Origin of the sequence: Streptosporangium carneum (genome assembly GCF_027922005.1) — a bacterium.
In the GTDB taxonomy this organism is placed as follows: Bacteria; Actinomycetota; Actinomycetes; order Streptosporangiales; family Streptosporangiaceae; genus Streptosporangium; species Streptosporangium carneum.
In genome coordinates this window covers 87859-113528 of the sequence record NZ_BSEV01000014.1, presented here as the reverse complement: position 1 = coordinate 113528, position 25670 = coordinate 87859, and the positions used below count along the sequence as shown (strand labels likewise).

The following is a 25670-nucleotide window of genomic DNA, read 5'->3' as shown; positions in this document are numbered from 1 at the left end:
GGTGTCGGTGACGCTGGCCGCGCTGCTGGCGGTCGCGCTGGCCGCCGGGGCGCTCGCCGTACAGCAGAGCAGGGCGGTCGGCGAGCGCAACGTCACCATCGCGCTGCAGCGGGACCGGGCGGAGGCCCGCCAGCTCGCCGCGACCGCCGACGCGCTGCGGGTCGCCGAGCCGGTCACCGCCATGCTGCTCAGCGTGGCCGCCTGGCGGCTGGCCTCGGCCGGCGAGGCCGGGACGAGCCTGACCGACCCGCTCGCCCTGGCCGCGGTCACCGAGGCCAGGGCGAGCCTGACCGGCTCGCTCGCGCAGCGGGAGACGGCGTCCTTCCACGACCCGGCGACCGATGTCCGGACGTTCAGAGCGCTGAGCCGCGACGGGCGCACGCTCGTCAGCGCGAGTGACGGCGAGGCGCGGATCTGGGACGTGCGGACCGGCAGGCGCGCCAGCGGGTTCACCGGGATCGGCGACGACCTGACGGGGATCGCGCTGAGCCCGAGCGGCAGGCGGCTCGCCGTGGTCAGCAGGACGAAACTAACGATCTGGGACGTGGCGAAGGGCAGGCCGACCGGTGCGACCCTCACCGTGCCGGAAGGCGGAGACGGCGGTTGGTCCCAGCCGTTCTTCGGCCAGGCCGAGGACCTGGTCCTGGTCAGGCTGGGGGAGGGGCTGACGGTCTGGAACTCGGAGACCGGAGGCGAGGCGTTCCCGTTCAGCGCGGGCATGGACTTCGACACCTCACCGGACGGCCGCGGGCTCGTCACCGCAGGCCTCGACGGGAACGTGACGGCGTGGACCCTGAAGGACAGGGGCAAGGTGCGGCTCGACCACTGCGAGTCCTGCGCGCTGAGAGCGGCCTACAGCCCCGACAACAGGACCGTCGCGGTCCGCAACGGCGCGCTCGTGCGACTGCGCGACGCCTCCACCGGAGCCGACCTGCAACGCTCGTTCACCGGAGCCGACACGCAGCGCGCGTTCGACGAGGGCGACGCGGACACGCTGCGCTTCAGCCCCGACGGCCGGTTCCTGGCGTCCGTGACCGGCAAGAGCATCAGGATCTGGCGGGTCGAGGACGGAGCTCTCCTGCTCACCCACGCCATCGACGCGTTCAGCCCGGTCGCGGCCTTCGACCCGGACGGGCGCACCCTGCGTTACCTGAGCGAGGGCTCGGTCACGACCCTCGACATCGCCGCGGTGACCATGCCCGTCGTGCTCAAGGACGCGGAGACCCACCGGGCGGCGCTGAGCCCCGACGGCCGCCTGCTCGCCTCGAAGGGCGAGCGGACGAGCGAGGTCAGGCTGTGGGACGTCCGGCGGCGCAAGCCCGTGGCGACCCTGGACGTCGGTCTCGAGGACCTCGGCGGCTACTTCGAGATGGCCTTCAGCGGCGACGGCGGACGGCTGGCGGTCATCAGCGGCACGGGCAACGGGGTGGCGATCTGGGACACCCGGACCTTCAGGCGGATCGCCGCCGTCGAGGCCTCGACGCAGGGCTACGTGTCCGCCGTCGCGATGAGCCCGGACGGCGCCGTCGTCGCCTGCTACGTCGCCCCCTCCGACACGAGCGGCGGCAAGAAGGGGGAGATCCACGCGTGGGACGTGCCGAGCGGCCGTCATCGCTGGTCCAGGAAGCAGGTCTATCCCGAAGGGCTGCGCTTCACCCCGGACGGCAGGGCGCTGGCGATCGTCGGGGACGAACAGCGCCTGCTGGACGCGGAGACGGGCAAGCCCTTCGGTCCCTCCTACGGCTCGCCGACCGTCGGCGTCTCGGTGACCGGGCTCGCCTTCAGCGAGGACGGCTCCCGCTTCGTCATCTCCGACGAGGTCGAACGGCTGTCGATCTGGGAGACCGGGAGCAGGAGACCGGTCGGCGGGATCATCAGGGGCGGCTCGGACATCGCCGCGCCCCTGCTGGCCTACTCGCCGCGCGGCGACGTGATCGCCTCCAGGACCGACGCGCGGTCGGTGGCGCTGTGGGACGTCGCCACCGGACGACGCCTCGGCGCGCCGATCGCCGTCGGCGCCGGGGAGCCGAAGTCGCTGGCCTTCACCGCCGACGGATCGCGGCTGGTCACGGTCGACTCGGAAGGCGCCCTGACCGAGCACCCGGTGGACACGGAGGTCGTGGTGACCGCGGTCTGCGAGCGGGCGGGCCGCACCCTGACGCGGCAGGAGTGGGAGACCTACCTGAAGGACATTCCCTACCGAAATGTATGTCCTGATTAGCCCCAAACTTTCTGGCTCATGGCCGCATCCAAGACCATATGAGAGCTGCGGCGAGGTTGATCGAAGGGGACCCGCGACGCCTGGGGGACTACTGGCTGGCCGGACGCCTGGGAGCGGGCCGCCGGGGAGTGGTCTACGAGGCCTACGGCTCCGACGGGCGGCGGGTCGCCGTGAAGGTGCCGCACGGTGACCCGGCACTGTGGAGGCGGCTCGCCGGAGAGGCGGCCGTGGCGCGCGGCGTCGCCCCGTACTGCACGGCAGGGGTGGTCGACGCCGACCTCGACGGGCCGAGGCCGTACATCGTCAGCGAGTACGTCGCCGGTCCCAGCCTCCGCGAGGCCGGGCGGGTCCTCGCCGGAGCCGATCTCGACCGTCTGGCCGCGGCGGTGGCCACCGCGCTGACCGCGATCCACGACGCGGGAATGGTCCACCGCGGCCTCACACCGGACACCGTGCTGCTCGGGCAGGAAGGCCCCCGGGTCATCGACTTCGGGCTTGTGCCCGCGATGGAGGCGACGCTGACCTCGCCCAGGCTGGTGATAGGCGCCCCGGCCTACACGGCGCCCGAGGTGTTCACCGGGCAGGAGGCCGGCGCCGCCGCGGACGTGTTCGCCTGGGGGGCGACCGTGCTCTACGCCGCCACCGGAGCGGACCCGTTCGCCGCGGGCAGTCTGGGTTCGATCATGCACGGCGTGCTCTCGACGGACCCCTGCCTGGACACGCTCTCCGGCCCGCTGCGCGGCCTGGTCGCCTCAGCCCTGGCCAAGGATCCGCTCGCCAGGCCCGCCGCCGCGGACCTGTTGCTCGCGCTGGTCAGGCACGACGCGCGCGTCTCCCCCAGATCCGAGGACGGCTCCCGCGCCTCCACGGAGTCAGAGGACGGTCCCGGCGCGCCGCCGTTCACGCAGGCCCTGCTCGAGGCGGGGGTCCCGCTCACCACGGAGGCCGTGCTCGGCAGGCGCGCAGGGCTGGTCGACGCCCTGCTCGCCGCCGACGCCCCCCTCACGACGGACTTCCTGCTCGCGGCGGGCGGCCAGATGGCGGCCGGGCTGCGCACTCCCTGCGATGACCCCGCGCTCGGCGTCGTCGCCGAGGAGGCCTACGCCGCGCTGGACCCGGCCGAGCGCGAGATCGCGTCAGCGGTGTTCCTCAGGTTCTGCACCGTCTCCGCCGACGGCCGGACCGGCACGCGGCGGGCGAGAGTGCCCGAGACCCGGATCGTCGAGGCGTTCGACTGCCTGATCGCCAGGCGGGGAGAGGAGGCGGAACTGGCCCATCCGGCGCTGCCGTACGCCTGGCCCCGGCTGCGCGGATGGATCGAGGCCGACCGCGCCCTCCACGCGGCACGCGGGAACCGCGCCCGGCTGATCCTGCTCGCGGTGCTCGCCGCGCTGGTGTTCGCCCTGCTCATCGCGGTCGTCGTCACGGGAACACCTGTCTGAGCCGCCGCCCGGCCGGGTAGACCCTACACGGAAAAATCCATGAGGTCCGGGGGGAGACATGGCGCGTTGTGAGGTCTGCGGAAACGACTACGACATGAGCTTCGAGGTGCACGCGCAGGGGGCCGTGCACGTCTTCGACAGCTTCGAGTGCGCGATCCAGCGGATGGCGCCGATATGCGAGCACTGCGGGGTGCGGATCGTCGGCCACGGCGTCCAGGCCGACCGGCGCTGGTTCTGCTGCGCGCACTGCGCTCGCGAGGAGGGCGCGGAGAGGATCGTCGACAGGGTGGGGATCCCCATGCAGCAGGGGGCGTAGAAGACCGTCGCCGTGTGACGGCCCACGAGCTCGACGAAACCGCGGGGATCCGGCGGAAAGCGCCGTCGGCTTTCACCTGGACCGTGCGCCGCGGAGGCTCCGAGCCGCAGGAGCCCGCGAAAGGACATCGGACGTCGGCGCTCCTGTGGGGGTTTGGTGTTCTTTTTTGGGGAGGACATCGTCCGTCGCGTTTGTTCGACGGGCTTCGGGGGACCTCCAGTCGGAGGTGATTCTTATGGGACTCGCCGCGGATTTTCAAAAGTCCGAATCCCTGGACAGGGCAGGTCAGAGGTTGACCGAGGCCGAACGTGAGAAGTTGGAAGAACTGCTCCGCCCGGTGGAGGTCGAGCATAACCGGTAAACGCTTTCGGGAGAGTCGAACGGTGGGCGCGGGAACCTGTCCCGTGCTCGCCGTCCCTTGCCGATCCGAAAAGCGGAACAAGAAGACGGGAAAACGAGTTCGAAAGTCGGGGCGGTCATTTCGGTGAGCGGTCCGGTCGATGTCGACCGGAAGGGCGATACGCGTTTCGAGGCGGAGCGCGTGGTGTCGCTGGCGGAGGCCGCGACACGGGTGACGGCGGCGCTTGCGGAACTGGGGCTGGAACCGAAGCTGGCCGACCTGGGGCGGGGTGAGGATCCGACCGCTTGGTCGTGTCAGATGCTCGCCCAGGACGGGGCCACGCCCCCCATGGCCCGAGGAATGGGGAAGGGGCGGCGCGAGGAGGCGCGTGTCGGAGCGTTGTTCGAGGCGCTGGAGCACTACCTCACAGGGCCGGCTTTGTTCGACCCCGCAGCCGTGGAGCTGGTCGAGGCGGGCCGGATCGCGACAGGCCCGCTGAAGGACGAGGCCTGTGCCCTGACACTCGCCCGGACGTCCGCGCAGCGTCTGGCCTGCCATCGTTATCGGCCCGCAGGGGGAGGGGCGAAGACGCCGGTGCCTCTGGCGTTGTCGGCACCCTGGTACGTCGAGACCCATGCCGGCCGGCTGCGTGAGCGGGTCGCGGACACCTACGACTACGGCGAGTTGATGCGCTACAGCTGCAACAGCGGCTCGGCGGTCGGCGTCACCGCCGCGGAGGCGCTGCTGCACGCGCTCAACGAGATCGTCGAGCGCGATGCCTTCTCTCTGCTCCTGGTACGGGCTTTCCTCGGGGTGGACGACTTCAGGCCCACCGTGATCGACCCCGGCACGCTCCCCGGCGATCTGGCACACGCCCACTCGGCGGCCGAGCGGCTCACCGGCTCGCCGGTGCATCTGCTGGACATCACCAGCGATCTCGAAGTGCCCACCGCGCTCGCCTACGTCGCTCCGACTCCCGGAAAGCCGCACCGGCGCGGCGCGGGCGCCTCGCTCAGTCTCACCCGTGCCGTCTGGCGAGCTCTCACCGAACTCCTCCAGAGCGTCCTGGGAGAGGGGCTCCTGTCGTCCGACGCGCCGGTTCACGGCGGACTGGCGGGGCTGGCCGGCCATCCCGCGCTGTACGCGTGCGGGCGCTTCGACCTCACCGCCCGCCTGCGTGACACCGTCACGATCCCCTTCGAGCAGCCCGCCCGGCCGCCCGTTCACCCCCGTGTCCAGTTACGCGAGCTGATCACGCTCCTCGCCGCGCATGGTCACACCCCCTACTGGCGCGTGGCGGCCGCCCTTCCGGGAGAGATCGTCGCGCTGCACGCCGTCGTGCCGGGGCTTGAACGTTTCATGCTCGTCACCGACGGCAACCTCGTCCTGCCCGGTTCTCGTGGTCGGGCCGCGGCTCGACGCCACGGGCCAGGGGCCGTTTCCCCGGGATGAACGCCGGGGTTCCTTCTCCGGCATCGGTCGGCGCGTGTGCCGGTCTCCATGGCGGCTGCATTCTCTGTCCTTGCGGCGCCTTTCCCTGTTTTCCGCGCTTCTGCGTCCGCCGGTGTCGCCGGTTTGACCCGTGCATGGATTGGAGTGTGTCTCTTTCCGCACAGTTGGTCTCCTGCTTGGGGCTGTTTAGTTACTTTCCAGCGCCCCGCAAGCGCATGATGGTTCTATGACAGTGAAACGCGGAAAATGGAAAGCTTGCGCATCGATACTCAAAAACCGCCTGACATTGGGGATTGTTTTCCTGGCGCTGGGGTTCCTGCTCATGAACTGGCTTAGGGCGAATGAGACCCCTGGCTTCGGGGAGACGTTGCCCGCCAAAATTCTCGACGTCGCGGTGCTGGGTGTGATGATGGCGGGTGTGATAGCGCTGGCGGACTGGTTGTTGCGCCTGCCGCTGTGGCGGCGGAGATCGGCCAGATCCTCGCTCGCTGCGACGGCCGCCCAGGTCGACAGGGCCAAGGAGGTCCTCACCGGCCGGGTGATCGAGCAGTGGAGAACCGAGACGGCTCTGTGGTCGATCGAGGAACCCGCGTCCATCTCGGTGTCCTGGCGATCAACCGGACGCAAGGAGCTGATGGACCATCCTCGTCTGGTCACGGGGGGCGCTCCGACCTTCGAAGGTCCCAGTGAGGACGTCGCCGTCCTGGCCGACGGTTTCCGCGCGCTGCGGTGCCGACGCCTCGTCATCCTCGGCGAGCCGGGGACGGGGAAAACGGTCCTGGCCACGCGGCTTCTCCTGGAGTTCGCGAAAACGCGCCGCCCCGAGGACCCCGTCCCCGTGTTGTTGTCGGCGGCCCGCTGGGACGTCGACAAGCATTCCGAGCTGCACGAGTGGCTGAGGTCGTGTCTCGCCTCGGACTACCCCGCGCTGTGCGCCGAGGAGCTTGGCCCGAACCTCCCCAGGGCGCTGGCGACGCGTGGTGAGGTGCTGCCCGTCCTGGACGGGCTGGACGAGCTGCCGACGAAGGCCCGGAGCCGTATTCTCCTCGCCCTGAACCGGTCGATGTCGGAGTCCGGCCAGCTGATCGTCACCTGCCGCACGGCCCAGTTCGCGGAGTCGGTCAGGGAGAGCGGAGAGGTTCTCACCGCGGCCGCGGTCATCGAGCCGCTTCCTCTCTCTCCCGACGTCGCAGCCGACTATCTGGAGACGTGCCTTCACTTCAACCTCGGGAAGGTCTGGACCGCCGTCCTGGAGGGCTTACGGCGAGGCGACCTCCCCGCCTTGGCCGCCGTCGCCTCGACCCCCCTGGGGCTCTGGCAGATCCGTGTCACCTACATCGACTTCCCCGGGGCTCCTCCGCCGGACACGTTGCTGGAACTCGGGCGTGCGGAGGCGTTCAGACTCAACGAGAACCTGTGTGACTGCTTCATCCCCGCCCTCATCGACTCGCGTCCCCCCGTCAACGGCGCAGCTCCTCTTTCTCGGCCTCACCGCGCCTGGGAAGCCTGGCAGGTGCGTCTTTGGCTCACCTACCTCTCCCACGAACTGGAGGTCGCCGGCGAAGGCGGCGGCGGGGTGGCCTGGTGGCGCCTGGCACGCCATGTCCCCACGAGCGCCGCCCGGTGGGGCGTCAGCCTCGGGTGCGGTCTCTTGGTCGGGCTGTTGGTCAATTTCCTGGTGGACTCCAAGAAGGAATTCCTGGCCCGGCCCGCGGTCGTGGCCGGTCTGCTGTCCACGGTCGTGGCCAGAATCATGATCGAATCATGGTTCCGGGAGTCGCCCGGCTACGCCAATTTCCACTTCCGCGGAAGAGGCGGGCTCCTCGTCCGCTACCTCATGGAGGGGGTGCTGGTCGGGTTCATGGGAGCACTCGTGGGCGCGGCCAGCAGCAGTGAGTCTAAATTCGCCTCGGCACTTTTGGCCGGGCTCGCCTCAGGACTCGGATTCGAGCTGGTGTTCGGCCTGGCCAGGTGGAGCGAGCACCCCACCCCCACCAGCGCGGCGAGATCGCCGTGGTCGACCTGGCGGGCCGATAGGAACCTCACCCTTCTGCGGACGTTCAGCGGGTTCGCCGTCGGACTCATGGGAGGAGTCATCGGGTGGCGGGTGGCCCATCTGGACGCCGCCCGGGCGCTCACGACGGGAGCCCTGGTCGGGCTGCTGTTCGGGGTCATGGTGGGAAACCACCACGCCTGGCTGGCCTACAACCTGATGGCGCCCCGGCTGGCCGCCGACAAGTGGCGACTGCCGCTGCGGACCATGGCATTCCTCGAGGACGCCTACCGGCTGGGCCTGCTGCGCACCGAGGGACCGGTCTACCAGTTCAGGAACGCCGAACTTCAGAGGTATCTGCTGGATCGGCACCCCGATCTGATCGTGGCCCATGAGTGGGAACGATCGTCCAGACGCGGCGATCGCGAAAGGCCGGGGCAACGGCCTTAGCGATCGCCCGGGCGTGTCGCGAGCGCGATCGGTCATCGCCTGACACGAAGCCGCACGGACCTTCGACGGGGACGGCGGACTCCGCCGCGGGCCTCAGGCGACGGACATGAGAGGTCTTCCCGCTGCGCGGGTCGCGGACCTGGGCTGGGGCCTGGTTGAGAACGCCTGAGGCGTTCACACTGGGTTATATGTGGGACTTCGATGTTCTCGTCGTGGGTTCGGGGCCGGGTGGGCAGAAAGCGGCGATCGCGGCGGCGAAGCTGGAGCGACGCGTCGCCGTGGTCGAACGCCGCAACATGATCGGCGGTGTCTGCATCAACACCGGCACCATTCCCTCCAAGACGTTGCGCGAGGCCGTCCTGCACCTGACAGGCCTCAACCAACGCGGCATGTACGGCCAGAGCTACCGGGTCAAGGACGAGATCACGGCGGCGGACCTGGGGATCCGCACCCAGCACGTGGTGGGGCGCGAGGTGGACGTGATCCGCAGCCAGCTGTCGCGCAACCACGTCGCGCTGCTGCACGGCCTGGGCCACTTCGTCGACCCGCACACCGTGGCCGTGGTCGACGACAAGGGGCAGGAGCTCAAGGTCACCGCGGAGAAGATCATCATCGCCACCGGGACCAAACCGGCGCGTCCGGCCTCCGTGGAGTTCGACGAGCACACGATCATCGACTCCGACGGCATCCTGCACCTGCGGGACGTGCCGGACTCGATGGTCGTGGTCGGGGCCGGGGTGATCGGCATCGAGTACGCCTCGATGTTCGCCGCGCTGGGCACGAAGGTGACGGTGGTCGAGCGGCGCGAGCGCATGCTGGACTTCTGCGATCTGGAGATCGTGGAGGCGCTGAAGTACCACCTGCGGGACCTGGCGGTGACCTTCTGGTTCGGCGAGACGGTCGCGGCGGTGGAGAAACGCTCACGCGGCGCGCTGACCGTCCTGGAGAGCGGCAAGAAGATCCCCGCCGAGACCGTGATGTACTCGGCGGGACGGGAGGGCATGACCGGCGCCCTCGCCCTGGAGAACGCGGGACTGGTCGCCGACGGGCGCGGCCGGATCGGCGTCGACGAGCACTACCGCACCGCCGCCGAGCACATCTACGCGGTGGGCGACGTCATCGGCTTCCCCTCGCTGGCGGCGACCTCCATGGAGCAGGGCCGCATCGCCGCCCACCACGCCTGCGGCGAGCCGCTGCCCGGCATCCACCACCTGCAGCCGATCGGCATCTACACCATCCCCGAGATCAGCTTCATCGGCAGGACCGAGGAGGACCTCACCCACTCCCACGTCCCGTTCGAGGTGGGCATCGCCCGCTACCGCGAACTGGCGCGCGGGCAGATCATCGGTGACACCTACGGCATGCTGAAGCTGCTGGTCTCCCCGGAGAGCCGGGCGTTGCTGGGGGTGCACGTCTTCGGCACCGGCGCCACCGAGCTGCTGCACATCGGCCAGGCGGTGATGGGCTGCGGCGGCACGGTCGACTACCTGGTGGACGCGGTCTTCAACTACCCGACCCTGGCCGAGTCCTACAAGGTCGCCGCCCTGGACGCGGCCAACAAGCTCCGCCGCGTCGCCCGCTTCGAACTCTGACTGACGCGGACTCCTGCGGGAGAGGAGAGGCAGTGCCGTCCCCGGATGGGACAAGGTCGAAACGCCGGGGTCTCACATTTGACAGGCGTCATCCGCCTACGGCGGCGTCCCCCCACACCGCATTGGCGTACTCGCCGCTGATGAGGGTCGCCTGAAGTCTCAGACGCAGCACACCGCTCACGTCGAGATCCATCACGTCTGACTGGCCGAGGCCCAGTTCCTTGCGGTACAGCCGGCGGTTGTCAGCCCAGGCTTCGAATCGCATTCTGGTGTCGGCCGGCGCGTCGTCACTGACGCCGACCGTGGCGTGCAGGTCACTCCAGTGACGCGACAGGTTGTACTCGACCGCGTTCGTCGGGGTCGGCCACCAGGAACCGACCTCGAGTATGACGCTGTTCGCATATCGCTGACCGTTGACGTCGGCCGGACCGTGCTGGGCCCCTCCGGAGACCTGAGGGAGTTCGCTGAGATTCCTGTCGCGCTGGACCTCGTTCTGGAGTTTCGTGATTTTCACCAGCACGGATCCTTTGTTGTCGCCGAGACAGGCGTCCCGGTCATGAATGCGAAGCCAGAGGTGGCCGCTTCTTTTCGCGGTGAGAACTCTGTCGTCGCCGATGGGCAGCGGATCGCTGCCCGACACCCTGCCGAGAAGCAGCGCGTACGGCCAGCCAGGGGTGATCTTGCACGGCTGGTATATTTTGGAGTCTGTGCCGGGCGGATAGCCTCGGGCGTCGACGTAATCGAAGTTCCGGTAGTCAACGGTCCATTTCTGTGAAACGTACGAAACGGAGTAGTGCTCCCCGGCGGTCAGTCTCATGGGGGTTCGCTGCCACCCTTGGGTTGACTCGACCTGAAATGTGATGGCAGAAGCCGGACGACGGACGGTGGCTGAGAGAGGTGCGGGCAACCAGCTGAGAAGTGCCAGGAAGGCGATCGCGCAGGCGCCGTGACTTGGTTGTCTCATCGAAGCTCACCTCTTTGAGAACGTCCTCGCGCCGTTTCACACGATGAGAAACACGGGCGCGGAAGCGCCGTGACGGCTCCGGTCGCCGCCGATGCCGTCATGATTCTTTGACGGTGATCTCGACGCGCCGGTTCTTGGCTTTGTTCTCCGTGCTGGTGTTCGGAGCGAGGGGAAGTGTCTCCCCCCACCCCTTGGCGATGATCTGCTTTTTGCTCACCCCATGCTGGCCCAGCCAGGCGGCCACTGCCGTGGCGCGTTTCTCAGAAAGATCCTGGTTGTAGTCAGGCTCGCCGTCGCTGTCGGTGTGGGCACTGACTATGATTTTGACGCCGTCACCCTCGGCGGCGTTTTTGGCGATTTTGTCGAGGACGGTCTTCGCCTGTGGCGAGAGTGTCCAGGATCCCGGCTCGAAAAGCGTCTCCGCGGGAATGCTCGTCGTCGTCTGGGGCCGGGGCGCGGAGGGAGGAGTGACCTGCCACCAAGGAACCTCGGCCCCGGTCGGGGCGACGGACTGGGAGATGAATGTGGGCGGCGGCACGGCTTTCTCCTCTCCGCCGCAACCAGCGAGCAGGACGGCGGTCAGCCCGGTGAGGAGAAGCGCGCCGGGAACGAGTGAAACGTGCCCGGGTAAGGCGGAGGCGGTCATGTCCCCTGCCTTTCATAACGGGCTGGAACGTTGACGATCGCCTGGAACAGCGTGCGCGCCACCGCTCCGCGGGGACTGCTCCAGGTGATGGACGTCACCGCGACCGCTGGATTGTTCATGAGCTGATCAGGGGGCGGGGAGCCCAGCACCACCGCGTGGACCTCCGCGGGGAAATGGCAGAGTTGCTTGAGCACCCAACCCGGGTTCGGGTCCGTGAGCTCGTAGTCGGAGAAGACGATCAGGACCCTGCGGTGACGCGGCCTCTGGACGGCGAGGTGACCCGCGTCGGCGAGCACCGAAGTGAGCTCGCTGGTTCCGTAACCCGACAGCACCTCAAGGGGTTTGGCGAGCCCCTGGTTGATCAGCCGACGGCCTCGTCGATCGAGTCTGCACGGAGCCACGTCGCCACCGGTGCCCCGATCGAAGTGGAGGACCGCTATTTCATGGCGATAGCACTTGCAGGCACGCGCGAGTTTTTCGACGGCGACCCTGGTCTCCTCGTACCGGTTGCCGATCGGGTCGTTGCTGCCGATCACCGAACCGGAGTCGTCGAAGACCACCATGACCAGTGTGGGGTCGTGCGGGCACGGAGAGGTGGCGGGAAGCTGGATCCCCGGTGGTTTCCCGCCGAGCCGGCGATGTCGCCAGTTTCCCTCCAGGTCACCCCTGAACCAGAGGGCCTCCCCTGACCAGGGGCTGGTTTCCCCGAACAGCCTGCTCCATCTGGACGACTTCGGCTCGATGAAACGAGGGGCGCGGAAGCGCTGTTTGAAAGTCATCTCGGCGTCCCTCCGTCACCTTGATCTCTGATCACTGGGTGCGGTGCTCTGGTCGGAGCGCGGAGCCGGAACGACGGGCTCCGGTGAACCTTCCTCGTACCGCCGCCCATGGCCGGCGAGGCCGGGGTTGTTGATCAGCGTTTCGAATCCGCCGACCTTTGCCCAGGCATGGGCTCCCGCGCCCTCGAGCTGAGCTTGGGTCCGGATGCTCTCGGAGATCGAGGCCAGCTTGGCCTGCTTGTAGATGGGGCCGCGACGCAGGATCCTCCGCTCTTCCCGGCGTGCGCGCGCGTAGGCCGTCTCGTATTTATCCAGTTTGTCGGAAACCTCGCACGCGTGATGGAAGGCGTTGAACATGGAACCCAGGGCCACCGCCCCGGCGAAGGCCCCGAACACTATTCCGGTGACTTGGTTGTTGGCCATCATCCGCAGCCCGCCGATGCCGACGACGATGAGAAGAATCGCAATCGCTCCTATGATCATGAGGAGTGTCATCGGTCCGTGGGAGCCGTCGAAAAGCGGTGAGAACTCCTCTTCCTGTGCGGTGAGCCGAGCCTTCTCCCGCTTTCTGGCCTCGAGGATGTGCTTGAAATAGGTTCCTATGCTGTTGCCCACCGCGATGGTGGCGGCCGCGACGGCGAGCGACTGCATGAACGCGATATAGGGTGACTCGCCCGAGGAGAGGGCCGCTCCTGTGAGGCCGGCCACATCTCCGAACAGCAACGCTATGATCGTGGCCCAGTACTTGAACGTGCTGTGCGAGGAACGCGTCGTCAGCGGGCTGAGCACCGACTCGGCTCTTTCCAGCCGTTCCTGACGGGCGACGATTATCCGGGCATGGTCCGCGAGGCGTTGTCTTTGGGCGTCCGCAGCCGTGGCGAGCCCCGCCGCCTTCGCGGAAGGTTTTCGCGCCTTGGCCTCTCCCTCGGCGTTGAACAGATCCTGCTGGCTCTGACCGACGAGGTCGTGCTGGTCCTCGATGTAGAAGCGGAGCTCCGGCGCCGGGACCGCGGACGCCCTCTCGACCATCGACAGAGAGGTTCTCTCCGCCCGCTTGACGATGGGGTCGGAAAAAAGTTTCGTAGCCATTTTTTCTGTTCCTTGATTTGTCACTCCCAGAGCTGAGCCCCATCCGGGATGGAAAGATCGGTGACCATGGAACAGGCGGCTCCTGTGCGCGTGCACGTCGCCGCCCAGAAGGATTTGATGACGTTCGTGTACTCGGTAGGGGCCGGGGCGCCCTCGGTTCTGCCTATTCCGATGACGGTCACCTCGCTGTCCTTCAGGCGTGGCGGGGTGAGATGGTCGGCGAGTTTGAGCGCCTCCCCGACATCCAGGTCCTGCCTGTTGAGGTTGACGGGCGGGGCGGTGTGGACGCCGTCTGTCAAGATCGCAATGCGTGTCCGTGGATCTCCGGAAAGCTGTGCCTGGAACTCCGCCGCCTCTCCGAACTGGGCAAGCACGTCAGACGTCTGACCCGGCGGTTTTTGCAGTGCCGCCTTCAGTTGCCGGTCGATCTTCTCCATCGCGCCCACGAGGGCCTCGGGCGTCCTTCGCAGCTGTGCGTTGGCGGTCGCGCCCTTGTACTCCAAGGGGGATTTGTAGAGCACCTGTTCGCCGGCCGCGGAGTCGGCGAACGCCACGACGCGCACCTGATTGGAACCGAGCTCTCTTGACGCGCCGCAGAGGGCGGTGAGGGTCAGCAGGTCGCGGATCGTCGAACGACGGCTTTGGAGGAGATCCTCGTCCCGGCTCGAACCCGAGACATCAAGTCCCACGTACAGGGAGGAGGAGTATTTCTCGCAAAACTTTTCGAACTTCGACGCGTTCTGGACGACTTTTTTCCGCATTTCGTCAAGAGGGTCGGTGGTGCATCCGGTGAGGAAGGCGCCGAGCATGGCGGCGCAGAGGAAAATCGGAGGTAGTTTGTTCGTTGATCGCAAGACGCACCCCCAGGGAATCTGCGGGAGATCTCAAGGATCTACTAAAAGACTGCCAACCGCTATTAATCTACATTAACGCCTTTGCGGCTGAAACCCGAGCCTCGTAGATCTTCCTTCCGCCGTCGCCGGGCCGACGAGGTCTGGCCTGCGCTTTTCTTTGCGGCGGCACGGTGGGCAGGCGTCTGATTTCACGTCACGTCGAGGTATGTAAGGGAGTTCCTGATTCGCTCTTCGGTAAAGCTCATTCGTACGGAAAGAATGCGGTCGGCGATGTTTTGGTGGTAGGTCGACAGCCCCGATCAAAATGGGGCGCCATCCCCCGGGGGCGGCCCGCTCCGACGGTCGCGTCCGCGGCGGGGATCCCGATCATGTCGTCCTCCCCTCCGCGGCGGTCAGGGGAATGCGGGCGCGGACCTCGAAGCCTCCCTCGGGGCGTGGGCCCGCCCGCAGCAGCCCGCCGCAGGCCGTCACCCGCTCGGCCATCCCGTCCAGGCCGAAGCCTCCTTCGGCGACGTCCGCCCCGGGGCCGTCGTCGAGCACCTCGACCTCGACGGCTCCCGGTTCGTAGACGATCCTGACGCTCGCCCGCGCGCCGTCCGCGTGCTTGCCGACGTTGGTCAGGGCCTCCTGGACGACCCGGTAGAGCGTGTGGTCGACCACGGGGCCTACCTCGACGGGGTCGCCGGCCACCACCAGCTCGACGGGCAGCCCCGCCCCCCTGACCCTGGCGACCAGCGCGGGCAGCGCGGCCGCGCCGTACCCGGCGGACGCCGCGGCGGAGCCGTCGTCGGCGCGCAGCACGTGCAGCAGCTGCCGCATCTCCGCCATGGCCTCGCGCCCGGTCCGCTCCGCGGTGAGCAGGGTCTCCCTGGCCTGTTCGGGGTGTTGGGACATGGTCGTGCGCGCCGCGCCGACCAGCACGTTCATCGTGGTGATGTGGTGGGCCACCACGTCGTGCAGCTCCCGGGCGATCCGGCGGCGCTCGGCCCGCACGGCGGCCTCGGCCAGCTCGGCCCGCGCGCGCTCCGCCAGCTCCCGGCGGAACCGCAGCAACTGGCCGAGCCCGACGAAGACCAGCGCCCCGACCGTTCCCGTCACCGCGGGCCTCTCGCCGCCGGTGAGATGGAGGAGCTGGGCGGCGGCGCTCATGACGAAGTCGAAGGCCAGCGCCACGATCCAGGCGCGACGCGTCGCGCCGTACCGGCCGACGGAGTAGAGCGCGCACGTCGCCGCGAGGGAGACCCAGGTGTTCTGGCCGGTCACGACGGTGACCAGATGGCAGGCCGTGGTGACCGCCAGTACGGTGAACGGCCGGTCGCGACGCCACAGCAGGGCGGCCGAGGCGACGGTGTCGAGCGCGACCATCACCGGAAGCGGGGGCGTCAGCGTGTCGGTGGAGAAGATGAGCATCGCCTGGAACGCCCAGACGAACGCCGCGAGCAGGGAGTCGGCCACGCGGGATCGCCGGAGCGGTCTCCACGTCGTCCGCGGGCTTCTCACGATCAGAAGAGTAGGGCAGCAGGAGGGCGGCCACGAGCCCGCGCCGGGGCGTACGGTGTCACCCGGCGCGGGCGGCCGCCGGGCGGGCTATTCGGGCCAGGCGGAGTTCTGGATGACGTCGACGAAGTCGATGTGCCTGAAGCCCGGGACGAAATGCTCGAGGACGTCGGCGTTGACGGTGCCGAACGTGGTGTCGGGGCGGTCTCTGAAGCCTTCGGTGAAGGCCTGGAGGATTCGTCGCTTGAAGTCGGGACGGGGATGCGCGGCGACCACCTCGGCCACGTCGTCCGCCGCCAGCTCGCCGTACCCGATGCCGAGGACGTCGGTCTCGACGCCCGCGGTCACGAGCGCGACCTCGGGTTCCAGCCGGTGGGGCACCTCCGGCGTCGTGTGCAGCGCGACGGCCTCCCACACCTTGCGGACGTCGGCCTCCGGCACGCCGTGCGAGCTGAGGAAGCGGCGTGCCTCGTCCGCTCCGTCGAGTTCGAAACGCTGGTCGGCGCGCCGGTACTTCTCGGTGAGCCCCAGGTCGTGGAACATCGCGCCGACGTAGAGGAGCTCCGCGTCCGCCCGCAGCCCGAGCCGCCTTCCCTGGAGGGAGCCGAAGAGGTACACCCGGCGGGAGTGGTCGTACAGCAGGGGGGACGCGGCCTCCCTGACGAGTTCGGTAGCCTCCCTGGCGAGCGCCGAATCGGGAACGGTGACGCCTGCGATCGTCTCGGTCATGAGAGTGGTCTCCTTCCCGGAGCCCCGGTGGTGATGTCCTGATGGTTCGACCCTCCCAGCCGGGGACGGGAGACGCCCCGCTCCAGCGGGACGTATTGTCCACAGAAACGGACAGGGAACAGGCGGGCGGGTGTGGGACACGTGACGGCGGCGGGACGGAAGGCCGCCCATCGGGTGGGCATCCTGGTGTTCGACGGAGTCAAGCTCCTCGACGTCGCCGGGCCGAGCGAGGTGTTCAGCGAGGCGAACCGCCTGGGCGCGGCCTACGAACTGGTGCTGTGCTCACCGGGCGGCGAGCAGGTGGTCTCCTCCACCGGCATGCGCATCCCGGTGGACGCCGACGCCGGCGACGAGGAGACCCGGTTCGACACGGTGCTCGTGATGGGCGGGGACGTCCTCCCCACCCGTCCGGTCGGCGTCGAGCTCCTGTCCGCCGCGCGCCGTCTCGCGGGGCACGCCTCCCGCGTGTCCTCCGTCTGCACGGGGGCCTTCATCCTGGCGGCGGCGGGCCTGCTCGACGGCCGCCGCGCGACCACCCACTGGAAGCACACCCGAACCCTGCGGAGGTCCTACCCCGAGGTGACGGTGGAACCAGACGCGATCTTCGTCAGGGACGGCTCCCTCTACACCTCGGCGGGCGTCACCGCGGGCATCGACCTCGCCCTCGCCCTGCTGGAGGACGACCACGGCGACGAGCTGGCCAGGAGCGTCGCCCAGTCTCTCGTCGTGTTCCTGCAGCGGCCGGGAGGACAGTCGCAGTTCTCGCCCTCGCTGCGGGGGCCGCGTCCGCAGACCTCCGTGCTGCGGGCCGTCTTCGACGACGTCGCGGCCGATCCGGCGGGCGACCACTCGGTTTCGCGGCTCGCCGCACGGGCGGGGGTCAGCACGCGTCACCTCACCCGCCTGTTCCAGGGCGAGGTCGGCATGACCCCCGCGAAGTACGTGGAGCTCATCCGTCTCGACGCGGCGAAGTCGATGCTCGACGCGGGCCACTCCGTGACGTCCGCCGCGGAACGCGCCGGGTTCGGGAGCTCCGAGTCGCTGCGGCGCGCCTTCGTCAACCAGGTGGGAGTCTCGCCGCGCGCCTACCGGCAGCGGTTCCGGTCCTCGCGCCGTTAGCGCGGTGACCGCGTGCCTTCACCGGGCCCGTGGTGTTTCCCGAGCGTCGGCACGGACACGTCCGGCGCCCCTCCCAAGTCCGTCCGGGACCGGCTGTCTCCGTGCCCCGAGGCACGAGCGCCGGACACGCCGGCCACGGCAGTAGGGTGCCAAGGTGTATGTGAAGATCTGCGGGCTGCGCGAGCCCGAGCACGTCATGGCCGCCGTCGAGGCGGGAGCCGACGCGATCGGCTTCGTCCTGACCCGGAGCTCCCGGCGGGTCACCCCCGCGCGGGCGCGCGAGCTGGCCTCGACGGTGCCCTCCCACGTGCTGACCGTGGCGGTGTTCGCCGGAGAGACCTCCCATGAGGTACGGCAGGCCACGCTGGAGTCAGGGGTGCGCGCCGTCCAGCTGCACGGCGACCACCCGCACGAGGACTTCACCGCGCTCAAGGACCTCGGCGTCACGCTGGTCCGCGCCGGAGGCGCGGCCGCCGACCTGCGGTGCGGGGCCTTCGACGAGGACCTGCTCATCGTCGACGCGCCCAGGCCGGGCTCGGGGCAGCCGTGGGACTGGTCGGCGGTGCGCGGCCGGCCCCGGGGCCGTTGGATGCTGGCGGGAGGCCTCGACCCGTCGAACGTGGCCGAGGCGATCTCCGCCGCCGAGCCCTGGGGGGTGGACGTCTCGAGCGGCGTGGAGACCGCCCCGGGAGTGAAGGACTCCGGCCTCATCAGGAGCTTCCTCGACGCCGCCCGGCGAACCGGGCGGGGATGACCCTCGGCGCCTCCTCCCCGCGTCGCCCCCCGTGACCGTCACCTCTGAGGACGCCGCGCCGCAGGGACACGGAGGAAGGACTCGCCGCCGTGTCCACGACCTGGAACACCCGTCCCGAGACCGGTGGGGACGTCGCCGCTGTCCGTGAGGTCAACCTCAGCGCCTTTCCCACCCCGATGGAGGCCGATCTCGTCGAGGCGATGATGGCGCTGGTGTTCGACGAGACCCTTCCGGTGCCGAGCGGCCTCATCGTCTATCCCGCGCCGTTCGGCGTCTGAGCCGGGGCCGTCCGGAGGACACGGCTGTCATCGCGGACGGCCTCCGCCCGTCTCACGTGGGAGACCTCCGCGGATCCCGCGGTGCAGGACGACGGCGGCCAGGGCGACACCCACGAGAGCGCCGAGCGTGTTGAAGAGCATGTCGGTGAGGTTGCAGTTGCGCCGGTCGGAGAGAAGCTGGGCGAGCTCGATCGACACCGACGTCGCCGCCAGCCCGACGGCCACCGCGGAGAGGCGGCGTGTCACCAGGACTCCGAGAAAGGCCGCTGGAACGTAGAGCGACGCGTTGAGGAGGTTCTGCGGATCCGCGAGGGAGACGATTCCCGGAAGGCCTTCGAGCGTGCAGGATGCTTGCCGGTGCGACGAAAACCGCGTCGGCAGTGTGAGCGCCGCTATGACCGCCAGGCACGCCAGTGAGCAGAACGTCACGAGCCGGTTCGAACGGAAAAGGACGGCCGCTTTCGCGCTCAGCGGTATGGAAAGTCCGACAAGGACCGCCAGCAGGCAGGCGACCGGCGTCCAGAGGTCGCGGTTCGAGAAGAAGACCTCGACGGGAACGGGCACGGGAAACGCTCCACGGACAGCGGGAAACGATGTGGGTGGGAAGTTCGGAACACGGGAACGCTCACTTTTCCACGCCCCGCCCCGGGGGCGCGGTCAGCACTCGCCCCAGACCTTGGTGACGTACTGGAACCGGGTGGCGGTGTTCAGCATCACCCCGTGGTAGCAGCCCTGGGGAAGGGTGAGATAGAAGCTCTTGAAGGCGCCGCCCCCCGGCCCCGTCGTCAGGGAGGGGGCGTACACCGGCCTTCTGATCCCGACTCCGGAACTGTTCGTCTGCTGGTAGCCGAGCCGGATGTTCGTGGCGGGGCCCTTCGCCTTGTCGTAGGCGACGTTGATCCGGCGAAGGTGTCTCAGGCCGACGCAGAACCCGGCGCTGAGCGTCCCGTTGTCGATGTAGCCGAACGCGGAACCGGAGAAGGTGAGGCTCCCGCAGTCGCTGACGGAGGCCGCGTTCGCGGTGGTGGTCGCGCTGACAGACGGAGCCGCGCTGACAGACGGAGCCGCGCTGACCGGCGGAGTCGCGCTGACCGAGGGGGCGGCGCTCACGGGGGTGGCGGCGGTGACCAGCCAGGCGCAGGCGGTGAGGATCGCGGCCGTCGCGGTGACGGGACGCCGGGCGGTGGGAGAAAGACGACGGTCCAGCAAGACGAGTCCTCCCGTGGGTGAATTCGCGATGATGGGACGAATGTGAATATGAAGGGATTTCGCAATGCGTGAAATGTGAGAGAAAAGTATGGAAGGTCTGTTGTGTCAAATCTGCTCTTGTGCTCCCTGGTCAGACGGGAACCTATCCGCAAACAGATGTGTGATCAACGACGCGGGCCCGGAGTCGGCGAGCCCGGACGTTCTTTGAGGGAAATGTTGGCGTTTGTGATCAATGCGATTTATGGGGGATTTTGTGAGCGGTCCTTCGTGGTCCTACATAAACCCCCCTGCGTCCTACAGAAAACGAAACTCGATATGCGTACACGTCGTCGTAATAGAAGGACTGACGGAAGCGGTCGCCTCACGGCACCCTTGAGGGGAAACAACGGCACATCTCCCGCACCGAAAGGAGACACAGCAATGATCGCTTCCGATCTGCCCGCCCGACCGCCTGCCGTACGCAACGCTGAACGGCTCGGAGACGTGGCGGGGGAGCCAGGAGATCACTCCAGACGTTCACCGTGGCCCCGGTGTCGTCCCGGTGTCGATCAGAGCCTTTCCGCGGGTCCGGGACGGGGACCCGAACGGTCACGTCAGCCGGGCGGCGGCCCGGGACGACCGACCGATGAGGCTGGGGTGATCTGGACGGTCAGGCTGTCCCGGGTCACCCCGTGCGCGGGGCGTGGCGGCGCGATCTGGAGGGTGAGCGCCGCCATGCCCCAAACCGCCGTGCCCCCGGCCGCCACGTCCCCAACCGTCACGGCGCGGACCGTTCCGCGTTAGACCGCCGTACGGCCTCCCCGCGAAGCGGTTCTCCGGCGCCGGGAAGAAGGACGGCCGGCGGTGTCAGCCGGCGGTGTCGGCCGCCCTGTCACCGGCCGTCCTGGTCGTCGGGGTGTGCCGCTCGCCAGGGGTGGCGGTCGTCGGATGTCACGAGCCCGCCGCGTCGGGATCCCCCTGCGCGAACCTCAGCGGCGGCAGCGTCGCCCGCGCGTCCGCGCCGCCGAACCACAGCCCGATCATGAACGCGGCCGTCGCCTCGAGGAGTCCGGCCCGGTCGAGCCCGCCGCCCTCGACCGCCGCGCACCCGAGGTCCTCGACCAGGGAACGCACGGTCGCGAGCGCGTCGCGGTCGTCCCCGCACAGCGGTACGGCCAGCGGGACACCGTCGAAGACGGGCGGAGTCATCCGCCACACGTCCTCGTGGCACAGGTTGAACGCCTTGACCACACGCGAGCCGACCGCGGCGGACGCGACGCGCTCCGCCATGGACGGACCGCCCTCCGTGGCGAGAGTGAGGCGTCCCGGCACGACGGGGTTCGTGCAGTCGACCAGCACGCGCCCGCGCAGCGTTCCCTCGGCCGCCCCCGCCGCCGCCAGGACCTCGGGCACCGCGTGGTCGCGTACGGCCAGCAGCACCACCTCCCCGGACGTCGCCGCCTGTGCCCAGGTGCCCGCGCGGGCCGAGGGGCCGAGCCGTTCCGCGAGGGCGGCGGCCTTCTCCGGGTCCCGTCCGCTCACTGTCAGCAGGTGACCCGCCCTGGCCCACTGCGTTCCGAGCGCGTCCGCCATGCGGCCCGCGCCGAGGATGCCGATGCGCATCCGTCCTCCCGATGTCGTTGACTGATGGGAGACGAATGTAGAAAGCCCGTCAGGCACCATTCGGTGTGCGACGTCCCGGCCATACTGGAGGACCTCGACGTGTTCCTTGCCGACTGCCGTGCCCGTCTCGCCTTCGACCTGATGGGCAACACCTGGAACGCCGTCGTCGTGTGGGCGTTGCGCGAGGGGCCGAGTCGCCCCGGCGACCTGCGTGAGCGGATCGGCGGCATCAGCGCGAAGGTGCTCACCGAGACGCTCCGCAGGCTGGAGTACAACGGCCTGGTCTCCAGGCGGGCATACCCCGAGGCGCCGCCGCGGGTCGAGTACGGGCTGACGGACCTGGGCCGCACCCTGCTGCCGCTCATCGGGGCCTTCGGGGAGTGGGCCTTCGACCACGGTGACGCGGTCCTCGACGCCCAGGACCGCGCCGACGGCATGGGCGCCGGCACGCCGACGGCGGGACCGTGCGGCGAGTGGTGACGCCGGCCGGGCCGACGCCGGTGAGCGACGCCTGACCCGGATGTGGCGCGCCGGTTCACCCGTCGGCGAGGAGCTCGCCGGTCCGCCCGTCGACGGAGGGTCCGGCGGTCCGTTCACGGTCACGGCGTCGTTCCAGCACGACCACCGCCGTCACCAGCGCCACCAGCGCCACCAGCTGTGCGAGGCCCGACCAGAGGGCGAAGGGGATCGTCACCGCCGAGAGCAGGGCGCCGGCGATCCTCAGCCGGTTGTCCTGGATGCCGAGGACCCCGCGGAACCAGGCGTTGCCCGCCAGGAACAGGGCGACGCCCGCGGCGAGGGTCACGGCGGCGGCGAGCTTCAGCGGATCGCCGGGGTGGCCGATGAGTTTCTTGATCCCGGTGGCGACCGCGACGATTCCCAGCAGCATCGGGATGTGCGCGTAGAAGTAGGCGCCGAGGATCAGCCGGGTCCGCCTCACCGGCTCGGCGCGCCCCAGGGCGTGCTCGGCGCGGACCTCGTCGTCTCCGCCGAAGTAGAGCCACCACAGGCAGGCCGCCAGCGTGAGCCCGAGCACCGCCGCCAGCCCGAGCTCCAGGCCGAGGTGGAGCCCCTGCACCCCGATGCCGATCGCCACGATCGACTCGCCCAGCACCACGATCACCAGCAGGCCGTGGCGCTCGACCACGTGGGCCGGTCTGAGGGCGAAGCCCCGCTGGCCGATGAAGTACGGGCTGCCCCACAGCAGCACCGTCGCGGCGGCCCAGAGCAGATAGTTGTACGGCTCGCGCAGAAGGCTCGCCACGCCCACCAGCGCGACGGCGCCGAGGTTGAACGGGATCACCCTGGCGATGGCCGAGGTGGCCTGGGCGTACAGCCCGGCGTGCACGACGATCAGCAGCAGGTACCCGATCGCGAACGCCAGCCCGTCGCCGTCGAACACCGAGGGGATCGACAGGGCGACGATCAGGAAACCGGCCATGCCCAGCAGCATCAGGACGCGGCGGGCTGGGCGTACGGGGGAGACGGCGTTGGTCAGCCAGGCGTAGCCCGCGTACATCCACCAGATGACGCCGAACACCACCAGCACGCGCAGCGCGCCCTCAAGAGGCCTTCCCCGCTGCACCCCGTCCGCCAGCAGGTTGGTGAGCTGGGTGACGGTGAAGACGAAGACCAGGTCGAAGAAGAGTTCGAGTGTGGAGACGCGGAGTTCGCTCTCCGGGGGGAGGGGGTCGACCCGTTCCCTGAACCAGTCGGGCAGGCGCATAGGCATATTGTCCGGACACGGAGCAACGCGCATAAACGGATGGGCGAAATTCCCCTTAAGGCAGACTGAGGCGGGCGTTCACCGGCCGGTGGTCTCGTCCTTCTGCCCGGCGACCAGGATGTCGCTCTCCGCGCCGGGTCCCGAGGTCCCGCCCCGCTCCGGCGCGCCTCGCGGGACGTCGGCCGCACCGTCTCGGGGGCGAGGCCGGACGGCGGGGAACTCCGCGGTGTCCACGCCCGTCTCAGGTCCCTCAGAGGTCCCCGGCCCGGAGCCTCCGGACTTCGAGGTCCCCGATCCGGAGCCTCCGGACTTCGAGGGCCCCGGCTCGGCACCTCCGGGCTCCGAGGTCTCCGGCGTCGAGGTCTCGGGCTCCCGCAGCGCGGCGATGACGTCGTTCGCCTCGTTCTCCGCGGCGAAGTCCTGCGCGGCCTCGGCCTCACGGCGTTTGATCACGACCAGGTGGTCGACGGAGAGGCGGCCCGCGCCACCGACGGCGAGGAGGATGGAGGCCGCGCCGAGCGCGACGATGAGGTTCACGTCGCCGCCGGTCAGCGGCAGTCCCCGTTCCCCGCTGGCCACGACGAACACCGCGACGGCCTCGGCGAACAGCAGCAACCCGCAGGCGGGCACGGCGAGACCGGCCACGAGCATGACTCCGCCGACGAGCTCCGTCAGCATCGTGGTGGCGGCCCATGCCCCGGGAGCGGGGGCGCCGAGGGTCGCGAACTGGTCACCGGTCGCGGTCAGGCCCGCTTCCAGCTTGTGCCAGCCGTTGGCGAAGAAGATCCCGCCGACCCCCAGCCTGGCGGCCAGGGAGGCGAGATCGTGGAGGGCTCGTCGCACGGTTCCTCATTCTGGTCAGATTCCCCGTCCCTGGCCATAGATGACCGGGCGAAGGCCGTCCAAACCCCGTCAGTGACGGTCGTGCCGCTCGGCCGAGACCGACCTGCGGGGGAGCAGGAGCACGACCGCGAGGGCGACCGAGCCCAGCAGGAGCACGCTCACCATGATCGTGGAGTGCAGCCCGGTGATGAACGCGACGCGGGCGGCGGAGAGCAGCGCCGCCCCCGTGCCGCCGCCGATCTCGTGCGCCGCGTGCGCGGCGGCGGCGAGCGACTGGCGTGCGAGGGCCATCAGGTCCTGCGGCACCCCGGGAACCGGTGACAGCGAGGGCGCGTAGACGACGGTGGTGATCGTGCCGAGGACCGCGACGCCGAGTCCGGCGCCCAGCTCGTAGGCGGTCTCCTCGATCGCGGCGGCCCCGCCTGCCCGTGACTCGGGAGCCGAGGACATGATCGTGTCGGAGGCGGCCAGCAGGGTGACCTGGATGCCGAAGCCGATGCCGACGAAGCAGAGCGCGAGCATCAGGGCGTGCCGCTCGGTGCCCCAGGCCAGCGTGGGGAGCAGGGAGAGCGCGGTCAGCGCCAGGCCGCCGCTCATCGTGGCGCGCAGCCCGAAACGGTGCAGCAGCCGCGCTCCCGCCAGGCCGCCCGCGACCGAGGCGATCATCAGCGGCAGCATGCGGACCGCCGCCTGGAACGGGCTGTCGCCGAGCACGAGCTGGAGGTACTGGGCGAGCATCAGCTCCAGCCCGACCAGCGCGAAGACCGTCAGCAGCACGGCGGCGACCCCGACGGAGAACGCCCGTTGCCTGAACAGGTCGAGGTCCAGCATGGGGAAGACCATCCGCCGCTGCCTGCGCACGAACCAGACCAGCAGCCCGATCCCGGCCAGGAACGCCGCCAGCCCGGCGGGGTGTCCCGAGCCCGCCTCCTTCAGGCCGAACGCGAGGGCGAGGATGCCGGCGACCGACAGCAGCGCGCTGAAGGCGTCCCACGGGTGCAGGGCCCGTGAGCAGGAGTCCGGCAGGAGCTTCGCGGCCGCGGGCAGCAGCACCAGCAGGATCGGCACGTTGATCAGGAAGACGGCGCCCCACCAGAAGTGCTCGACGAGCAGGCCGCCGATGAGGGGGCCGACCGCGGCGCCCGCCGCGGCCACCGCGCTCCACACGCCCAGTGCGATCGCGCGTTCCCGCCTGTCGGTGAAGACCTGCCGGATGATGGAGAGCGTGGCAGGCATGATCATCGCGCCGCCGACGCCCAGCAGGGCCCGTGCGGCGATCAGCGCGGGCGCGGTGGGTGCGAACGCCGCCGCGGCCGAGGCGACGCCGAACACCACGTAGCCGATCATCACCAGGCGTTTCCTGCCGTAGTGGTCGCCGAGCGTGCCGAAGGTCAGCAGCAGCGGCGCGACCACGAGGGAGTAGACGTCGATGATCCACAACAGCTGGATCGAGGTCGGTTCGAGCGCGGCGGTCAGCGCGGGGACGGCGATGTGCAGGACGGTGGCGTCCACCGCGATGAGCAGGAGGCTGAAACACAGCAGGACCAGGACCGACCAGCGGCCGGTCCCGCGCGTTCGTGGTTCGATCCCGGTGCGGACCGCACCGTCCACGACCCCCATGGCGATCATAGGCCGCTGCAGGAGATGCCGGCCTCGACGAACATGCGACGCAGCTTAGGCGAAGTCGGGTAGTGGGCGGGCCATGATTGGGAGATCGGTTTGCAGGTAAATGCGCATCTTGTTCTCATATATCCGACCTCTCTAGAGAGATACAG

24 protein-coding genes are annotated in these 25670 nt (G+C 69.4%); 10 read left to right on the top strand and 14 right to left on the bottom strand.

The genetic code is table 11. The features are described 5' to 3' along the window. Position 1 precedes the first annotated feature (1 nt). The 6 genes from PKF00_RS26930 (at position 2) to sthA (ending at position 9806) form a co-directional block, all read left to right on the top strand. Complete coding sequence (locus PKF00_RS26930) at positions 2-2221, top strand: WD40 repeat domain-containing protein (RefSeq protein WP_271220430.1); 2220 nt, start codon at positions 2-4, stop codon at positions 2219-2221. A 38-nt stretch (positions 2222-2259) separates the two neighbouring features. Then, on the top strand, positions 2260-3663 hold the full coding sequence (locus PKF00_RS26925) for a serine/threonine-protein kinase (RefSeq protein ID WP_271220429.1): 1404 nt from the start codon (positions 2260-2262) through the stop codon (positions 3661-3663). Positions 3664-3721: 58 nt separating this feature from the next. After that, complete coding sequence (locus PKF00_RS26920) at positions 3722-3979, top strand: metallothionein (RefSeq protein WP_271220428.1); 258 nt, start codon at positions 3722-3724, stop codon at positions 3977-3979. A 544-nt stretch (positions 3980-4523) separates the two neighbouring features. Next, positions 4524-5771: a YcaO-like family protein gene (locus PKF00_RS26915; RefSeq protein WP_271220427.1), complete on the top strand. Its 1248-nt coding sequence runs from the start codon at positions 4524-4526 to the stop codon at positions 5769-5771. Positions 5772-6093: 322 nt separating this feature from the next. After that, the gene (locus PKF00_RS26910; protein ID WP_271220426.1) at positions 6094-8214 is read left to right on the top strand and encodes an NACHT domain-containing protein; all 2121 of its coding nucleotides are present in this window, start codon (positions 6094-6096) and stop codon (positions 8212-8214) included. Between the two features lie 188 nt (positions 8215-8402). Continuing rightward, positions 8403-9806, top strand: a complete 1404-nt coding sequence (gene sthA, locus PKF00_RS26905; protein ID WP_271220425.1) for a Si-specific NAD(P)(+) transhydrogenase — start codon at positions 8403-8405, stop codon at positions 9804-9806. 88 nt (positions 9807-9894) lie between these two features. On the opposite strand, the gene PKF00_RS26900 is transcribed toward sthA, so the two are convergent. From PKF00_RS26900 to PKF00_RS26870, 7 genes are all read right to left on the bottom strand, one after another. After that, positions 9895-10623, bottom strand: coding sequence for an NPCBM/NEW2 domain-containing protein (locus tag PKF00_RS26900; RefSeq protein ID WP_271220424.1), 729 nt, complete (start codon positions 10621-10623; stop codon positions 9895-9897). Between the two features lie 244 nt (positions 10624-10867). After that, on the bottom strand, positions 10868-11416 hold the full coding sequence (locus PKF00_RS26895; RefSeq protein WP_271220423.1) for an OmpA family protein: 549 nt from the start codon (positions 11414-11416) through the stop codon (positions 10868-10870). Continuing rightward, positions 11413-12195 (bottom strand): vWA domain-containing protein, encoded by a 783-nt coding sequence (locus PKF00_RS26890; RefSeq protein WP_271220422.1) that lies wholly within the window; start codon positions 12193-12195, stop codon positions 11413-11415. The genes PKF00_RS26895 and PKF00_RS26890 overlap by 4 nt, the downstream gene beginning before the upstream one ends. A gap of 15 nt (positions 12196-12210) precedes the next feature. Continuing rightward, a complete protein-coding gene (locus PKF00_RS26885; protein WP_271220421.1) occupies positions 12211-13284 on the bottom strand; it encodes a hypothetical protein in 1074 nt (357 codons plus the stop codon). A 20-nt stretch (positions 13285-13304) separates the two neighbouring features. Continuing rightward, positions 13305-14093 (bottom strand): vWA domain-containing protein, encoded by a 789-nt coding sequence (locus PKF00_RS26880; RefSeq protein WP_271220420.1) that lies wholly within the window; start codon positions 14091-14093, stop codon positions 13305-13307. A 411-nt stretch (positions 14094-14504) separates the two neighbouring features. Continuing rightward, positions 14505-15638 carry a sensor histidine kinase gene (locus tag PKF00_RS26875; RefSeq protein ID WP_271220419.1) on the bottom strand — a complete coding sequence of 378 codons (1134 nt, stop codon included), beginning with the start codon at positions 15636-15638 and terminating at the stop codon, positions 14505-14507. 87 nt (positions 15639-15725) lie between these two features. Beyond that, entirely contained in the window at positions 15726-16364 is a 639-nt protein-coding gene (locus PKF00_RS26870) for an HD domain-containing protein (RefSeq protein WP_271220418.1), read from the bottom strand. Positions 16365-16496: 132 nt separating this feature from the next. Between PKF00_RS26870 and PKF00_RS26865 the strand changes: the two genes are divergently transcribed. The 3 genes from PKF00_RS26865 (at position 16497) to PKF00_RS26855 (ending at position 18515) form a co-directional block, all read left to right on the top strand. Beyond that, the gene (locus tag PKF00_RS26865; protein WP_271220417.1) at positions 16497-17483 is read left to right on the top strand and encodes a GlxA family transcriptional regulator; all 987 of its coding nucleotides are present in this window, start codon (positions 16497-16499) and stop codon (positions 17481-17483) included. Positions 17484-17637: 154 nt separating this feature from the next. After that, positions 17638-18237: a phosphoribosylanthranilate isomerase gene (locus PKF00_RS26860; protein WP_271220416.1), complete on the top strand. Its 600-nt coding sequence runs from the start codon at positions 17638-17640 to the stop codon at positions 18235-18237. A gap of 89 nt (positions 18238-18326) precedes the next feature. Further along, entirely contained in the window at positions 18327-18515 is a 189-nt protein-coding gene (locus tag PKF00_RS26855; protein WP_271220415.1) for a GNAT family N-acetyltransferase, read from the top strand. 27 nt (positions 18516-18542) lie between these two features. Here the strand turns inward: PKF00_RS26855 and PKF00_RS26850 are convergent, their stop codons facing one another. The 4 genes from PKF00_RS26850 to PKF00_RS26835 all read right to left on the bottom strand — a co-directional run bounded on the left by PKF00_RS26850 (position 18543) and on the right by PKF00_RS26835 (position 21386). After that, positions 18543-19079 (bottom strand): VanZ family protein, encoded by a 537-nt coding sequence (locus PKF00_RS26850; RefSeq protein ID WP_271220414.1) that lies wholly within the window; start codon positions 19077-19079, stop codon positions 18543-18545. A 93-nt stretch (positions 19080-19172) separates the two neighbouring features. Beyond that, complete coding sequence (locus PKF00_RS26845) at positions 19173-19724, bottom strand: hypothetical protein (protein ID WP_271220413.1); 552 nt, start codon at positions 19722-19724, stop codon at positions 19173-19175. 593 nt (positions 19725-20317) lie between these two features. Further along, positions 20318-20485: a hypothetical protein gene (locus PKF00_RS26840; protein ID WP_271220412.1), complete on the bottom strand. Its 168-nt coding sequence runs from the start codon at positions 20483-20485 to the stop codon at positions 20318-20320. A gap of 169 nt (positions 20486-20654) precedes the next feature. Further along, positions 20655-21386: an NADPH-dependent F420 reductase gene (locus tag PKF00_RS26835; protein ID WP_271220411.1), complete on the bottom strand. Its 732-nt coding sequence runs from the start codon at positions 21384-21386 to the stop codon at positions 20655-20657. On the opposite strand from PKF00_RS26835, the gene PKF00_RS26830 reads away from it, so the two are divergent. After that, positions 21351-21806, top strand: coding sequence for a winged helix-turn-helix transcriptional regulator (locus PKF00_RS26830; protein WP_271220410.1), 456 nt, complete (start codon positions 21351-21353; stop codon positions 21804-21806). The two genes, PKF00_RS26835 and PKF00_RS26830, sit on opposite strands and share 36 nt — an antisense overlap. A 55-nt stretch (positions 21807-21861) precedes the next feature. Here PKF00_RS26830 and PKF00_RS26825 read toward each other — a convergent pair whose 3' ends face one another. The 3 genes from PKF00_RS26825 to PKF00_RS26815 all read right to left on the bottom strand — a co-directional run bounded on the left by PKF00_RS26825 (position 21862) and on the right by PKF00_RS26815 (position 25515). Further along, positions 21862-23052 (bottom strand): low temperature requirement protein A, encoded by a 1191-nt coding sequence (locus tag PKF00_RS26825; RefSeq protein WP_271220409.1) that lies wholly within the window; start codon positions 23050-23052, stop codon positions 21862-21864. A gap of 78 nt (positions 23053-23130) precedes the next feature. Beyond that, the gene (locus PKF00_RS26820; protein WP_271220408.1) at positions 23131-23895 is read right to left on the bottom strand and encodes a DoxX family protein; all 765 of its coding nucleotides are present in this window, start codon (positions 23893-23895) and stop codon (positions 23131-23133) included. Positions 23896-23964: 69 nt separating this feature from the next. Then, the gene (locus PKF00_RS26815) at positions 23965-25515 is read right to left on the bottom strand and encodes an MFS transporter (protein ID WP_271220407.1); all 1551 of its coding nucleotides are present in this window, start codon (positions 25513-25515) and stop codon (positions 23965-23967) included. Positions 25516-25670 lie beyond the last annotated feature (155 nt).

Excerpts from the sequence above, each read along its gene's own strand:
- PKF00_RS26890 (WP_271220422.1), bottom strand. The coding sequence starts at position 12,195 with ATGACTTTCAAACAGCGCTTCCGCGCCCCTCGTTTCATCGAGCCGAAG.
- PKF00_RS26880 (WP_271220420.1), bottom strand. The coding sequence starts at position 14,093 with ATGCTCGGCGCCTTCCTCACCGGATGCACCACCGACCCTCTTGACGAA.
- PKF00_RS26815 (WP_271220407.1), bottom strand. The coding sequence starts at position 25,515 with ATGGGGGTCGTGGACGGTGCGGTCCGCACCGGGATCGAACCACGAACG.
- PKF00_RS26885 (WP_271220421.1), bottom strand. The coding sequence starts at position 13,284 with ATGGCTACGAAACTTTTTTCCGACCCCATCGTCAAGCGGGCGGAGAGA.
- PKF00_RS26920 (WP_271220428.1), top strand. The coding sequence starts at position 3,722 with ATGGCGCGTTGTGAGGTCTGCGGAAACGACTACGACATGAGCTTCGAG.
- PKF00_RS26910 (WP_271220426.1), top strand. The coding sequence starts at position 6,094 with ATGAACTGGCTTAGGGCGAATGAGACCCCTGGCTTCGGGGAGACGTTG.
- PKF00_RS26895 (WP_271220423.1), bottom strand. The coding sequence starts at position 11,416 with ATGACCGCCTCCGCCTTACCCGGGCACGTTTCACTCGTTCCCGGCGCG.
- sthA (WP_271220425.1), top strand. The coding sequence starts at position 8,403 with ATGTGGGACTTCGATGTTCTCGTCGTGGGTTCGGGGCCGGGTGGGCAG.
- PKF00_RS26835 (WP_271220411.1), bottom strand. The coding sequence starts at position 21,386 with ATGGTGCCTGACGGGCTTTCTACATTCGTCTCCCATCAGTCAACGACA.
- PKF00_RS26825 (WP_271220409.1), bottom strand. The coding sequence starts at position 23,052 with ATGCGCCTGCCCGACTGGTTCAGGGAACGGGTCGACCCCCTCCCCCCG.
- PKF00_RS26870 (WP_271220418.1), bottom strand. The coding sequence starts at position 16,364 with ATGACCGAGACGATCGCAGGCGTCACCGTTCCCGATTCGGCGCTCGCC.
- PKF00_RS26900 (WP_271220424.1), bottom strand. The coding sequence starts at position 10,623 with ATGAGACTGACCGCCGGGGAGCACTACTCCGTTTCGTACGTTTCACAG.
- PKF00_RS26830 (WP_271220410.1), top strand. The coding sequence starts at position 21,351 with ATGGGAGACGAATGTAGAAAGCCCGTCAGGCACCATTCGGTGTGCGAC.
- PKF00_RS26925 (WP_271220429.1), top strand. The coding sequence starts at position 2,260 with ATGAGAGCTGCGGCGAGGTTGATCGAAGGGGACCCGCGACGCCTGGGG.